At 44.7% G+C, this 13,361-nt stretch carries 10 protein-coding genes; 5 read left to right on the top strand and 5 right to left on the bottom strand.

Going from position 1 to position 13,361, the window contains the following annotated elements:
• Positions 1-9: 9 nt before the first annotated feature.
• Positions 10-798, bottom strand: a complete 789-nt coding sequence (locus tag OW495_RS10305) for a hypothetical protein (RefSeq protein WP_102328230.1) — start codon at positions 796-798, stop codon at positions 10-12.
• A 129-nt stretch (positions 799-927) separates the two neighbouring features.
• On the opposite strand from OW495_RS10305, the gene OW495_RS10300 reads away from it, so the two are divergent.
• Positions 928-1,854 carry a LysR family transcriptional regulator gene (locus tag OW495_RS10300; protein ID WP_102513180.1) on the top strand — a complete coding sequence of 309 codons (927 nt, stop codon included), beginning with the start codon at positions 928-930 and terminating at the stop codon, positions 1,852-1,854.
• A gap of 76 nt (positions 1,855-1,930) precedes the next feature.
• Complete coding sequence (locus OW495_RS10295; protein WP_241910138.1) at positions 1,931-2,146, top strand: hypothetical protein; 216 nt, start codon at positions 1,931-1,933, stop codon at positions 2,144-2,146.
• 94 nt (positions 2,147-2,240) lie between these two features.
• On the opposite strand, the gene OW495_RS10290 is transcribed toward OW495_RS10295, so the two are convergent.
• Together OW495_RS10290 and OW495_RS10285 are read right to left on the bottom strand one after the other, a co-directional pair.
• A complete protein-coding gene (locus OW495_RS10290; RefSeq protein WP_289886332.1) occupies positions 2,241-4,877 on the bottom strand; it encodes a hybrid sensor histidine kinase/response regulator in 2,637 nt (878 codons plus the stop codon).
• On the bottom strand, positions 4,870-6,123 hold the full coding sequence (locus OW495_RS10285) for an acyl-homoserine-lactone synthase (protein ID WP_289886330.1): 1,254 nt from the start codon (positions 6,121-6,123) through the stop codon (positions 4,870-4,872). Before OW495_RS10285 ends, OW495_RS10290 begins: the two co-directional genes overlap by 8 nt.
• A gap of 439 nt (positions 6,124-6,562) precedes the next feature.
• Between OW495_RS10285 and OW495_RS10280 the strand changes: the two genes are divergently transcribed.
• On the top strand, positions 6,563-9,022 hold the full coding sequence (locus OW495_RS10280; RefSeq protein WP_289886328.1) for a M9 family metallopeptidase: 2,460 nt from the start codon (positions 6,563-6,565) through the stop codon (positions 9,020-9,022).
• Between the two features lie 258 nt (positions 9,023-9,280).
• A complete protein-coding gene (locus tag OW495_RS10275; RefSeq protein ID WP_289886326.1) occupies positions 9,281-9,682 on the top strand; it encodes a cystatin domain-containing protein in 402 nt (133 codons plus the stop codon).
• A gap of 132 nt (positions 9,683-9,814) precedes the next feature.
• Here OW495_RS10275 and OW495_RS10270 read toward each other — a convergent pair whose 3' ends face one another.
• Positions 9,815-10,408: a hypothetical protein gene (locus tag OW495_RS10270; protein WP_032500221.1), complete on the bottom strand. Its 594-nt coding sequence runs from the start codon at positions 10,406-10,408 to the stop codon at positions 9,815-9,817.
• Between the two features lie 221 nt (positions 10,409-10,629).
• A complete protein-coding gene (locus tag OW495_RS10265) occupies positions 10,630-12,228 on the bottom strand; it encodes an isocitrate lyase (RefSeq protein WP_017097741.1) in 1,599 nt (532 codons plus the stop codon).
• A gap of 141 nt (positions 12,229-12,369) precedes the next feature.
• Here OW495_RS10265 and OW495_RS10260 point away from each other — a divergent pair, with 141 nt between their 5' ends.
• The gene (locus tag OW495_RS10260) at positions 12,370-13,323 is read left to right on the top strand and encodes a LysR family transcriptional regulator (protein WP_009845781.1); all 954 of its coding nucleotides are present in this window, start codon (positions 12,370-12,372) and stop codon (positions 13,321-13,323) included.
• Positions 13,324-13,361 lie beyond the last annotated feature (38 nt).

Here is a 13,361-nt window from a genome sequence, read left to right as displayed (position 1 = left end):
ACTGATTTGTTAAAACTGATAGTTGAATTCGATGCGGTGATCACCGTCTTCGATACTTGTGTTTTCTGTCCAGTTCGCGAAATAACGAACGTTCGCTCTTGGGTTGATTTGGTAGCTCGCTGCAAATTCATGCGCGAGTACAGAATCACTGCCCTCAAAACCATGATCCTTGAATGTTGAAGACCCCGACATTGTGCCTAAATACATTGGGTTATAGTTCAGCCAAATCTTGTCTGTGAGCTGCATTTTGGCGTACATACCTGCCACGTAGAAAGTACCGTGCATGTTATATCGGTCACTAAGCTGATCTGCATCGAGATCGCCTCCCGTGCCTTCAACCAATTCTTCGCCCGCAGCGATACCGACACCTGCGAGAGGGTAGAAGTTAAACATGCCCATTTGTGGCAATGCTTGAATAAAGCTGTAAGACGCACTGCCTTGGTTGCTATCGAAATCCCAAGACATATCAACTTGAGTGCCTCGGCCATTGGTTAGGTCTACACCGAAGTTTCTAAAGCGGATGGAATCAATACTGTCGTCAGCACCTCGATCGTTCCAACCAATAGCTTCACCAGCGATACCTTTGATTTCAAAAACATTCATGCCCATGGTTGTTTCGCTTCCAGTGTCATAGGTTTGTCCGACTTTAAGGTTTAAGCCTTTGTCGGTGTAGCCGAAGCCACCTTGTGTATAAACGGCTAACGGGTCTGACATGTCTTGAATTTCGGCCTCTTCTGCGAGAACGTTACTTGCTAAAAAGAGAGGGGTTAGAGTAAGGATGGAACGTCGTAATAACATAGTTGCCTCATAAAATTATCTCACCACATCCTTGTACTTCGTGACGGTGGGATAACTATACAAAGTGGACTTTATTAAGTTAATTCATATAAACTTAACTATTCGTTAAGCAATGATTTATGGTGTCTCATGAAACTGAACAATGTCGATTTGAATTTATTGAAAGTGTTTGTGGTGGTGTATCAGGAGAAGAGCTTGCGAAAAGCCGCTGAGAAGTTATTTGTCTCGACACCTGCGGTTAGCCAGAGCATCAAGAAGCTAAAGGAGTCGCTAGGTGAAGAGTTGTTTGTCTTATCTCACCAGAAGTTTCTACCAACGCCTTATTCAGACGACCTGCATCGACGAGTTTTTCCGCTATTGGACGGGTTAGTCATGGCGATAGAGGAAGGAAAGCAGTTTAAACCTGCGGATCTCAATGAAGATTTTAAGCTAGAGGTGAATCCTCATGTCCTCCCTTGGTTGACTCCCGCTCTTTTTCATCAACTATCAGTAGAAAGCCCACTTTCAAGGTTGATTAGTCATACGAGTTCCCACAATTCATTAGAAAGGCTTAAGAGTGGCGAGATTGATTTTGTCATTCATTTTGAAGCTGAGAATTTGCCTGCCGAGATCATAGCTGTGCCTCTCGTGACCTTAAAGTTTGTATTGGCGGTGAGAGCTGATCACCCTTTCAAGGCGTCTATCGCTACAATTGATGATTTGTTGTCCTTTCCTTTCGCTCATGTTGACCTCGCTTATTTTGATCAAAACAAGCACTCGCGATTGGAAGAGGAAGTATTAAGCCAAGGTAAATCGATTAACATGGCGCTGCGAACGACTTCCATCGTTGGGTTAATTGAAACGATCAAGAACTCTAATATTATCGCCCCTTGTATGCCTCCTGTGATTGAGCAACATAAAGGTGTATTGCGCTCAATCGTGATTGAAGGACTAAAAGAGGGGAGTGAAGACATGGCGGTATTTGCTTATCTTAACAAGAAAAATCAGCACTCAGCCAAATACAAATGGCTATTGGATTTGATCGAAACGGCGATGGCAGACGCTAATCACAAGTAAGATACATGCTTGTTTGTCTCTACTTTTCAGAACTACATATAGCTACTCTTTGATAACTTATGGTGCGGACGGCTAGATTGATTCTGAGCATTTCTATGCGTCGGGTGAGTCCATGCGTGATAACGGTGATGGCACGGTGTCAGTGACATTTAACTGTGGATCCGGTGAAGCTTATGATTTTGAAGTGTCTGATGGCTGGGCGGGAGTGTTACGCTTATACGAGCCAGTCGATGTGAAAGAAACTTTGGAGTACATGGAAACGCTACGTCAGATCGAGATTAAAGAGCTTTAGTATTTCTTCGAATTCCTGAAATATCCAAAAAAAATCCCCTCAAGAACCTTTCTTGAGGGGATTTTTATCAGTCGTTGATTAACTTGTTAGCCGTTTACTCTTCGCCTTCGGCTTCTTTAGAAGCATTAGATGTTGTGCCTTTTTTCAACCAATTATCAAGCACGTCTTGCAGTGCATTCAATGAGGTTGGCTTCTCTAAGCGGCCATCCATCAATTTACTGATCATGTCGAGTTCACGTTGTCCTGATTCACCAGACAAAGCAATGATCGGCGTGTTGGGCGAGCGGGCCTTGATGATCTGGCTTGCGTCAAAGCCGTTCATGACTGGCATTTGTACATCCATCAAGATCAAGTCGACTTGATGCGTTTTAAACAGATCAACCGCATTCTCACCATTGTTTGCTTGAAGGCTATTCACACCGAGTCGGTTCAAGTACATCTGAACAAGGGTGCGTTGTACCTCTTTGTCATCAACGATCAGCACGGTGGGTGCGAGATGATTTGATACTGGTGGGTTTGTTGCTTGCGTCTTTTCAGTTTCAGTTTCAGGCTCAGGAACGTTATCAGCACTTGGTGCTTGCCTCTCTGGTTTTGCTTCAGCTTCGGCTTTATTTTCAGCTGGTTGGTTGTGTTTCCAATCGTTGAAATAAGGCGTGCGCAGAGCGTCTGCTTTCGGTGCATTCGGTACGACAGGGAAGTAGAGATGGAATTCCGTAAACTCACCAAGCTTAGATTTACATTCAACTCGACCACCAAATGAACGCATTACGCGTTGGCAATAACCTAAACCTAAACCACTACCACCGCTTTTTTGGTAAGAGAAGAAGTCATCGAAGATTTTATGAGCAATGGTTTCATCGATGCCCGGTCCGGTATCTCGGAAAACGAGGATGTTCTCGTAAGAACCCGTCGTGGTACTGATCTCTATTTGGCTATCTGGATAGGAATCAAAGTAGTAGATCGCGTTACGGATTAGGTTGAAAATAACGAAGTTGAATAAGGTCTCATTCAGTTTTGCCACAAAATCAGCGTGTTGTGGTAAACGAATTCGCTCAATAATCTTCTCATTCTCGAAACCATAGTGGCTGACAGCTTGATCCACGGCTTTGTGGATTGAGGTCATGGTGATTGGCCCGTGCTCAGGTGAGCTGTCACTGACTTCTCGCAAGATGATATCAATCAGTTGTCGACCGCGTTGAATCGCAGCTTGGCCGTTCTCAATATCCAGTAGGATCTGTTTTGCTGGGGCTTGATTATCAATATGCTGCTTCAGGATTTCAAAGTGCAATTGTACTTGAGCAAGCGGGTTACGCATTTCGTGGGCGATTGAGTTAGCCAATGCTCGGCTTTGACGTATGCGTCTATCTGCTTCAATCGTGCTTTGTACACGCGTTAGTAAGGTCTGTAATGCAGAGATCTCTTCGTTAGAGAACATCTGATCATTGCTCTTGTGTGATGACACCAACAAGTGCGTAACGGACTTACCTTGACCAAATAAAGGCATCACCAAGGCTGTGTTGTTCGAACTCATCTTTTCATACAGCGCTTTGATCGAGCTTTTCGCTGGCGCGGTGTAATCTAATTCTTCAGACAGTTCGTCGAACACTAAAACAGACTTGTTTGTCGAAAGATAATCTTCGTAGAAGGTCTCGTTGTAGTTGCTGTTAACGAGGCGCAACTTGTCTTCTGGGATTTGCAGTAGGCTACCTAAACGACGCATTGCATCATCAATTGATAGCTTGAAGTCTTCCTCTAATGCAAGGATTTGTTGGACGGGTGTTTCCTTGTTTCCGTAGACAAAGAAAGAAGCGTAGCGGCCCAAACGTTTGTAGAGCACGTGCCAAGTCACCCCAATAAGTGCACAGATTGGTATTGCGATTAACCATTGGTTGTCGTCAGTCAGCGGGATAAAGATCGCGCCGAAAGGTATCACTAAAATGGCGCACACTAACAAAGCATTCAGGCTCATGTAAGCAAGGTATTTCACGCTGTAGAAGCGAGAAGTCAGCAGGGCATAGCCAACGAATAACATCTCACTGATCGACAAGGCGGGTGGTAGCCAAGTGAGTGAGAAATCGCGTAAGAAAAAGGTCATACCAAGGTGAATCGTTGCCGTCGACAGCATAAACACCAAGATACCCGCAATCATGTAGCTGGTTTTGGTGAGTGTCAGCTTGCTGCTGTTAGCACGCATTGCGACTAGGTTGCACAGTGTGAGTACGACAAAGCTAATCATGCCAATGAAGAAGTACGATGTGTGCGGTCCAAACTCAATCACGAATTGGCTTGGTCCTACAATAGTTACGTCTTCAACGGTTAACCCTGGACTTAAATTAATAAAGAAGGAGTAGACGGTTAGGGTGACGAAAATCGCTTGTTGCCACAGGTGAACCTTTCCATTGCGTTGCTCTGCGGCGAGCTGACACGAGAAGTAATACGCAAAGGCAAACGCAAAGAAAGAGGCGAGGTTGGCAAATTTCGCAGCCAACACAGCCGCTGAAGCCCCAAGCTGTGGCAGTAAGTCGGTATGGAAGTAAGCATTACTGCTGATCCACGCAACAATACAGACAGAGTAGGCGATGTACGCGACATGGTGTGTGCCCGCGATCGCTTCATTCTTGAGTTTAAGGCGATAGCAATAGTAGAGTAACCACATCACGACGATGGCCACCGTTGCCAGCAGTGTTATTGCTTTGGCATAGACGATTGCCTCTAGGCCGAAATCAAACATGTTCATCCTTTTTTACCGAACTTGGTTTGTCTACCGAGCTTTCTTTATTTACTAAGTTCGCTTGTTCTGCTGAGCTTAGCTTTCTGATCTCACGCACTGCACGTTTGTAGCGGCGAAAATCGGTATCGTTGAATACCTTGACCATCAATTCGAAATTCCAAAATCCACGATAAATGGTGGTGCCATCATCGTTTAGCTCGCAATATCCTGAGTGGAAATACGCTTTTGGGTCAATGGCTTGATAAAACTGAAGCATGAAAGGTTGCTCGATAATGGTGAAGCCGATCTTATACCCAACTTGATGTAACACACTCATCAGCTCTTTTTGAGCAAGATAGAGGAAGTAGAGCTTTTGTTGGGTGTTACCGCTGACGGTTAAACGCAGTACTTCACAAATAGACTGTGTATCAGACAATTGTAACTGGAATTGCTTATCGAATTCTGGGAGAGAATAACATTTTGACAGTGTCGATGGCGTGAAAAGCTGCAACCCAGCGAGTTCATCGTAACCATGCTTTGGCAAACAGTATTGCCATTGCTCATTACTGAACGGTGGCGCATAGCTTAACCATGTTTCATTCTTTGACCAGCCTTGAACCAACGCCGAAGAAACCAGAGTAGGAAAGGCTTCATCTGTTGGGTGTTTGAGTAGAATAAAGTGCTTACCCGTTTGCGAAAGGTGCAGTAAAGGCAGCATTTCAAACCATTTCTCACCTTTGATGAATACCTCAAGGTTACTTAAAGCGATGGCATCACTGATTGGCATTCCTTGAGGATGACAGGGCGTTTGCACCACAAGCGGATCATCTTCTATTCGTTCAATGATTGCACCATAGTAAGCACTATCTTTGATAGGAAGTTCAGTGTGAGAGGGTGCACTTGCATCCAGCGGTGATTTTGCTTTGATGGCTGCAATTTCACATTCACACCAAAAGTCTAACCAATGCATGTAACACTGGCCTGCGGCTGCTTCTAACAGTGCCATCTCTTTCGATAAGGAACTTGGATAGCGTTGAATAAGATCGCGATAGTCCATCAGTTCAAATAAAACGGAGAGGCTTTTGTGTTGATGTTCGGGGAAGAACGATTCCAATAGTCGTCTACGATAGTCTGTGACGGTTTGGAAAAGAGCGATACGTTCTTGTGGCTGATAAGCGTTGATCATGAGCTCGATCAGCGCTTGTTGTTTCTTTTCGATAGACAGACTGCTAGCCAACAGTGAGTCTAAAGACGACGTTAATTTCATGGTGTGAACCTAGCCTAGGTTTATATAATTATTTTTATTTGATTTGCACCAGTCAACTCGACACGGATTTATAGTAAGTATTTGAAATAAAGTTACTTTGATGAACAAACGTAACTCTAATTGTGTCTATTGTTTTTAAAAACAAGTTGCATAATCGAGCGCAAGTTTACTACTTGTGCTGACCCTTAACAATATGGGTTAGTCATGTACGAATTAATTAATGATTCCCTAAATTAGAGTGCTCTCAATCACTTATATGGTTTGCTCATGTGTGAAAGTTAATTTATTCAATCTGAGGATATCTTTTTGAATTTATAAATTGGTTCTGAGTGTTTATTTTTTGAACCAAGCTCATAAATCATACGCAACTCAATTCACCTTATGGATTGTAAGGAATATAACAGCGCGCTCAAATATATAATTAACTAATGAGTGTAGTATGTCTCATCTCCGTCTATTTCCACGTCATCGCTTGGCGATCGCTTGCATGCTTGCCAGTGTGTCCAGTTTCTCTTTTGCTCAAAATCAGTGTGAGGTGCTTGATCTTCAACAGGCGTCCAATCTTGCACTCGCTGTCTCTTCGGCAAACAACAGTTGCTACAGTTCTTGGTTCTCGGCATCGAATAATTCACTAGATAATATCTATAGCGAAGCGAACCTAAGCCGCATTCAAGCTGCACTGAACTCAGAAATAACTCGTTACCGAGGTGAAGCTGAACAAGCCCGTAAACTTGAAAACCTTGGTGAGTTTGTTCGTGCCGCTTATTACGTTCGCTATAACGCGCAAGCGCAAGACTTCAGCGAAGCGTTGAGTCAGCGTTTTGCTCAGTCGACCATTGCTTTCTTAGCTAACCCTAATGCGTTAGATCAAGGTCGTGAGCAGGTGGGTGCATTGAAAAGCCTGACGCTAATGGTCGATAACGTTAAACAATTGCCACTGACAATGGATGCGCAACTTGCGGCATTACGTCACTTCAACCAAGAAACGGCGCAAGACTCACAATGGGTCGATGGGTTAAACAATCTGTTTCGAGCAATGGCAGGGCACGCAGCTAGAGATGACTTCTACGATTATATGGCTAGCCATACCCAGCATATCGACACGCTTGCAGCATTCGCCCGTGATAACACATGGGCTTTAGATACTGATGCAGGCTTTCTTGTTTATAACGCCGTCCGTGAAACTGGTCGTTTGCTGGCAAGCCCGGATAAATTAACGAAAGACAAAGCGCTGCGTTTTATGCAGCAAGTGGTGGTACAAAACCCACTTGGCAGTGAGCATGACAAGCTTTGGTTAGCGGCGGTTGAGATGATGGGGTATTACGCGCCAGATGGCTTGAATGGATTGGATCTAGAGCAAGCAAAACGTGATTTAGCAATGCGTGTGCTTCCCAATCGTCATGAGTGTCAAGGGCCTGCGATTATTCGCTCTCAAGATTTAACGCAAGCACAATCAATTGAAGCATGTGACGTACTCGCGGCAAAAGAGGCGGACTTCCATCAAGTTGCGAACACAGGCCAACAACCTGTCGCCGACGATAATAACGAGCGAGTTGAAGTCGCGGTGTTTGGCAGTAAAGGTAGCTACACCGATTACTCGGCATTCTTGTTTGGAAACACCACCGATAACGGCGGTCAGTATTTAGAAGGTAACCCTGCAGAAGTGGGTAACGTGGCGCGTTTCGTTGCTTACCGTTACGCTAACGGCGATGACCTTTCAATTCTCAATTTAGAGCATGAGTACACTCACTATCTCGATGCGCGCTTTAACCAATACGGCTCCTTTAGCGACAACTTGGCACATGGTTACGTTGTATGGTGGTTAGAAGGTTTTGCTGAGTTCATGCATTACAAGCAAGGTTACGATGCCGCTGTTGGTTTGATTAGCAGTGGGAAGATGAGTTTATCGGATGTGCTTGCGACCACCTACTCTCATGATTCCAACCGTATCTATCGATGGGGTTACTTGGCAGTGCGCTTTATGATGGAAGAACATCCTCAAGAAGTGCAGAGCTTGTTGGCACTGTCTCGTGCTGGCAAATTTTCAGAATGGGCGCAACAAGTGAAAGTGCTTGGCCAGCAATACAATGGTGAGTTTGAGCGTTGGCTAGACACCGTTTCAAATGAACCAACAGAGCCTACTGATCCCACAGAACCGACTGACCCTACAAATCCAACAGACCAAGCCATGGTGCTTGTCGCAAACCAAGGTGTAGTGTTGAATGGTGAGGTGTACAGTGAGCAGTTGTTCTACGTCGATGTACCAGAGAACAGCACGCATTTTGAGGTTTCGATTGAAGGTCATGCTTCAGGCCAAAGCCAAGGTGATGCTGATCTTTACATGAGCTACAACAAAGAAGCGCATTACTATGATTTTGAATTCAGCCAATACGGAAATGGAAGTAATGAGATGGTGACGTTTGAACCACAGTCATCGGGTTTCATCAAACCGGGTCGTTACTACATGAGTATTGCAGGACGCACCGATTTCAATGACGTAACACTGTTGGCATCACTAGAGACAGAAGCGCCAACGCCGCCATCACAAGAGCAAGATGATTTAACGCCAATAATACTGGAATCAGGTCAGCCTCAAATACTCACCGTGCACCAACGACGTTATGCGGCGGTTTATGTTCCACAGGGCGTGCAAGAGGTAAGAGTATGGTTGAATGATAAGAGTGACGTTGCGGAGAGTAGACAGTCGAATGCTGGCAACGTTGATCTATTTGCAAGTCGTTCATATTGGCCTACTTCAGGGCAACACGATTATGCCTCTAACTACCGTGGTAGCAATGAGTACCTGCAAATCCCTGTAACAGAAGAGGGCTATGTGCATTTCTTACTTAGTGCTGAACAGCAAGGGGATGATGTCGAGATGTTGGTGTTCTTTCACTAGTAAAACAGGCAGTAATTAAAAAGCACTAACGAAAACGCTACCCAATCTAAATGGCCAAAATATCAATTGAATAGACGGGTAAAAAGCCGGGCAGTAGTGTCCGGCTTTGTTTTTCTGACAGTGCTCTGTATTTATAGAGTAGTTACACCATAATCTCTGATGAAGTAATGACATTTAAGGTCTAAGCTTGCCTGCATATGAAACATCATTGCGAGTAATTTCTCGTAAATGACTGAATGAACGATGTAGAGAGGATTCATGAAAAAAGTACGATTAACATCATTACTTGGATTAGCAACCGTGTTTAGTGTTGCTGCGTTAGCTGGATGCAGTCAGGAATCTGATGTTTCCGCTCAACCGCAAGAGAAAGCGAATCCGATCTGTAGCACAAAAAACCTGACAGGTGGTTGGTCACAAAGTGATATCACGCCAGAAGCAAAACAAGCTTTAGATGTGGTTCTGGGACAAATGAATACCGCTGCGAAGCTTGAGAAAATCTTGAGTGTTCGAACTCAGGTTGTCAGTGGTTTGAACTATGCTATCGATTTTGAGATGGATAATGGCGAAGTTTGGAACACCATTGTGTATCGTTCGTTGCAGGGTGAGATGACAATGACTCAAGCCGCGCAGCAAGGTCGTCTGTGTCCGTTGATTAACTAGTCCATTGACTTACTTGTCTATTGATCAATTAACCCATTGATTAACGAGCATGTAAATAACGTCACACATAAAAAGGGCTCCTAGATTAGGAGCCCTTTTTTATTCTGAATAGTGCTGACGTAATGAACCTGATTAACTGGTCAGTTCCGGCTCTGACAGCTCTGGTTCATAAAGCTCTTGCACGCAAGCACGGCTGATGTCTTCATCAATGTAGGCCATTCCAAGCTTATTGAGATAGTCCATACGATCCGCAGTACGCAGTTCGATGTCTGGGCCTGCGATGTTGTTCTCTTGATAGATTTCAGTTAAGTGAGCCATGAATTGCTCGCCAACACTCATCATTAATAGGCTCATTGCGCCAACATCAGGCCTTACTTTGGCACGTTGTTTGTCCGTTAAATTTACCGCTAACACGATAGGGCGCTCTTCACCCTCAAAACGAGTGCTGCGTTCGCGAATGGTTTGCTGAGCCCAGTAGTAGGCCAGTTCTTTGCTCTGGGTAAGAAACACTGGTTCAACGGATTCGGTGTAGTTGTTGCCAATGGTTGCCATGGTTTTTGAAGCGGCTTCATTGAGTGCTTTGTCTCCTGAGCGTTTCAGCCCTTGGCCTTGGATTGAAGCGAGTAAGGCTGAAGATGTGCCGTGATACCAAGTATCACCAGTAGCGAAACCATTTTCTGACAGCAGTGTTTTAGCATCTTGTAGGTGTGTCGGTATTGAAGTCATAGGCACTCTCAATAAATAGGCATATCAATAAATAGGAAAATCAACAAACAGGAATGTGATCAGTGTAAACAGAATTTTTCAGGGTCACAGTGGTGTGGAACACAAATTTGAGGCTTTGAGATGAAGCCGGCAGTACAAGCTTCATCCCAAAACCTCCTCCCTCCCGGTACCTAACAGGGAAAAGGGAAGGGGAGATTCTAGAAGGGAAACGCTGTTAACGATTAATCAAATTGATTAGACGTATTCGCTTCACCCGCTGCTTTTAGTGCATTTTCACCAGCAAAGTATTCTTTGTGGTCATCACCCATGTCTGAACCAGACATGTTTTGGTGTTTAACACATGCGATACCTTGGCGAATCTCTTTACGTTGAACATTAGCAACGTAGCCCAACATGCCTTGGTCACCGAAGTATTCTTTTGCAAGGTTGTCGGTAGACAGTGCTGCTGTGTGGTAAGTCGGCAGAGTAATCAAGTGGTGGAAGATACCCGCTTCGCGAGATGCGTCCGCTTGGAATGTACGAATCTTCTCGTCAGCGCTTGCAGACAGTTCAGTTTCATCGTATTCCGCACTCATTAGGCTTGCACGGTCGTAAGCTGATACATCTTTACCTGCTGCTGCCATTGCATCGTATGCTTGTTGGCGGAAGTTTAATGTCCAGTTGAATGATGGAGAGTTGTTGTAAACCAGTTTCGCATTAGGGTGTACTTCACGTACGCCATCCATCATCTCTTTGATTTGACCGATGTGTGGTTTCTCAGTCTCAATCCAAAGCAGGTCAGCACCCGCGTTGATTGCTTCAATACAGTCGAATACACAGCGGTCTTCACCAGTACCTTCGCGGAATTGGTATAAGCCTGAAGGCAGACGCTTAGGACGAACTAGCTTGCCGTCACGGTTGAAGCAAACATCACCTTCAGCCATATCTGCAACATCAATCTCTTCAACATCTAGGTATGAGTTGTAGATGTCACCTTGGTCGCCCGGTTCTTTCACTACCGCGATTTCTTTTGTTAGGCCTGCACCTTGTGAATCGGTACGAGCAACGATGATGCCGTTGTCGATGCCTAGTTCAAGGAAAGCGTAACGAAGTGCGCGAAGTTTTGCGTGGAAATCAGCATGAGGAACCGTTACTTTGCCGTCTTGGTGACCACATTGCTTCTCATCGGCTACTTGGTTTTCGATTTGTAGACAACATGCGCCAGCTTCAATCATCTGCTTAGCCATTAAGTAAGTCGCTTCTGCGTTACCGAAACCTGCATCGATATCCGCAATGATTGGCACTACGTGTGTTACGTGGTTGTCGATTTTGTCTTGGATTTGGTCTTGTAGATTCACATCACCCGCTTCACGTGCCGCATCTAGTTGACGGAATAAGCCACCTAGTTCACGAGCATCCGCTTGGCGTAGGAAGGTGTATAGCTCTTCTACCAGGCCAGCAACTGACGTTTTTTCATGCATAGATTGGTCTGGAAGTGGACCGAAGTCAGAGCGAAGTGCTGCTACCATCCAACCTGAAAGGTATAGGTAACGACGGTCTGTCTTGCCATCAAAGTGCTTCTTAATAGAAATCAGCTTTTGTTGGCCGATGAAACCATGCCAGCAACCCAGTGATTGAGTGTATTGAGAGCTGTCTTCGTCGTAAGCCGCCATGTCTGCACGCATAATATCTGCCGTGTATTGCGCAATATCCAGACCTGTTTTGAATTTGTTTTGAGCTCGCATTCGAGCTGCAGATTCAGGGTTGATTGCATCCCATGGAGCACCAGCAGCGCTTTTTGCAACTTCAATCTTTTCGATATCTTGTGTAATTTGCGACATAACTATTCCTTAGTTTCACGTGGACATGTTGGCCAATTTGGCGAGGTCATTCGATTTGGATTAAATCTAACCATGGACAAAGAATAACCATGTATGTGATAATTTTGTTAATTTATAGTTATTATATTCGGTATTTTTCTTATGAATATTGCTCGTATAGACCTTAATTTACTTGTGTATTTAGACATGTTGCTACGTGAAAGAAACGTAACACGAGCAGCAAATCAGTTAGGAATCACTCAGCCAGCCATGAGTAATGGCCTGCGTCGATTGCGTGATTTATTTGAAGACCCGCTGTTGGTGAGAACCAGTGAAGGGATGATACCGACCGAGCGAGCACATAAACTGCAGCCATTGATTAGAAACATCTTGGCGAATGTAGAAAAGACATTGCAACCGACCACGGAATTTAATGCAGAAGACAGTGAGCGTGTGTTTCGTATCATGGCGAGTGACTATGCTGAGTCGACCATTATTCAGCCGCTATTGAAAAAGTTGAGCGAGATAGCACCGAAAATACGCTTGGATATTATGACGCCAAGTGACGTGAGTTATCAGGATGTGGAGCAAGGCACTGTTGATATTATCATCAACCGTTTTGACGATATTCCACAGTCGTTCCATCAGATGAGCCTTTGGCACGACGGGTTCTCTTGCCTATTTAGTTGTGATAACCCGATAGCGGACAACTTCGATATTTTGTCTTATCTAAAGGCGCAACATATCTGGGTAAGTAAGACGGGTATGGGCACCGGCGTTGGGATTAACCCAAGCGAAGCGCAAAAGCTTGGTTGGATAGATGAAGCATTAATGCGCATTGGCAAAACGCGTAATATCACGGTGTTCACACGACACTACCTGTCGGCGATTCTCTTCGCTCAACAGAAGAACCTGATCCTGACCATTCCAACCAAAGCGGCACAATTGCAGCGCAACAACCCTCGGTTGTTAATCAAACCTGCGCCATTTGCTATTGAACCCTTTGAGGTGAAAATGGCTTGGAGTCCATTATTACAAACCAATCCTGACCATCAGTGGATGCGCCGATTGATTAAAAGCGTCGCCAATGAAATAGAGAGTGGTGTGACGGAATAACACAGTTTGTAGGGTATTTTTTATATGAATATCCAGTA

The sequence above is a fragment of the Vibrio sp. 14N.309.X.WAT.E.F5 genome, from assembly GCF_030397615.1.
GTDB lineage: Bacteria > Pseudomonadota > Gammaproteobacteria > Enterobacterales > Vibrionaceae > Vibrio > Vibrio lentus.
The sequence above is the reverse complement of the archived record's forward strand: the minus strand, read 5'-3'. Positions and strand labels throughout refer to the sequence as shown.

Excerpts from the sequence above, each read along its gene's own strand:
- OW495_RS10305 (WP_102328230.1), bottom strand. The coding sequence starts at position 798 with ATGTTATTACGACGTTCCATCCTTACTCTAACCCCTCTCTTTTTAGCA.
- OW495_RS10300 (WP_102513180.1), top strand. The coding sequence starts at position 928 with ATGAAACTGAACAATGTCGATTTGAATTTATTGAAAGTGTTTGTGGTG.
- OW495_RS10290 (WP_289886332.1), bottom strand. The coding sequence starts at position 4,877 with ATGTTTGATTTCGGCCTAGAGGCAATCGTCTATGCCAAAGCAATAACA.
- OW495_RS10285 (WP_289886330.1), bottom strand. The coding sequence starts at position 6,123 with ATGAAATTAACGTCGTCTTTAGACTCACTGTTGGCTAGCAGTCTGTCT.
- OW495_RS10280 (WP_289886328.1), top strand. The coding sequence starts at position 6,563 with ATGTCTCATCTCCGTCTATTTCCACGTCATCGCTTGGCGATCGCTTGC.
- OW495_RS10275 (WP_289886326.1), top strand. The coding sequence starts at position 9,281 with ATGAAAAAAGTACGATTAACATCATTACTTGGATTAGCAACCGTGTTT.
- OW495_RS10270 (WP_032500221.1), bottom strand. The coding sequence starts at position 10,408 with ATGACTTCAATACCGACACACCTACAAGATGCTAAAACACTGCTGTCA.
- OW495_RS10265 (WP_017097741.1), bottom strand. The coding sequence starts at position 12,228 with ATGTCGCAAATTACACAAGATATCGAAAAGATTGAAGTTGCAAAAAGC.
- OW495_RS10260 (WP_009845781.1), top strand. The coding sequence starts at position 12,370 with ATGAATATTGCTCGTATAGACCTTAATTTACTTGTGTATTTAGACATG.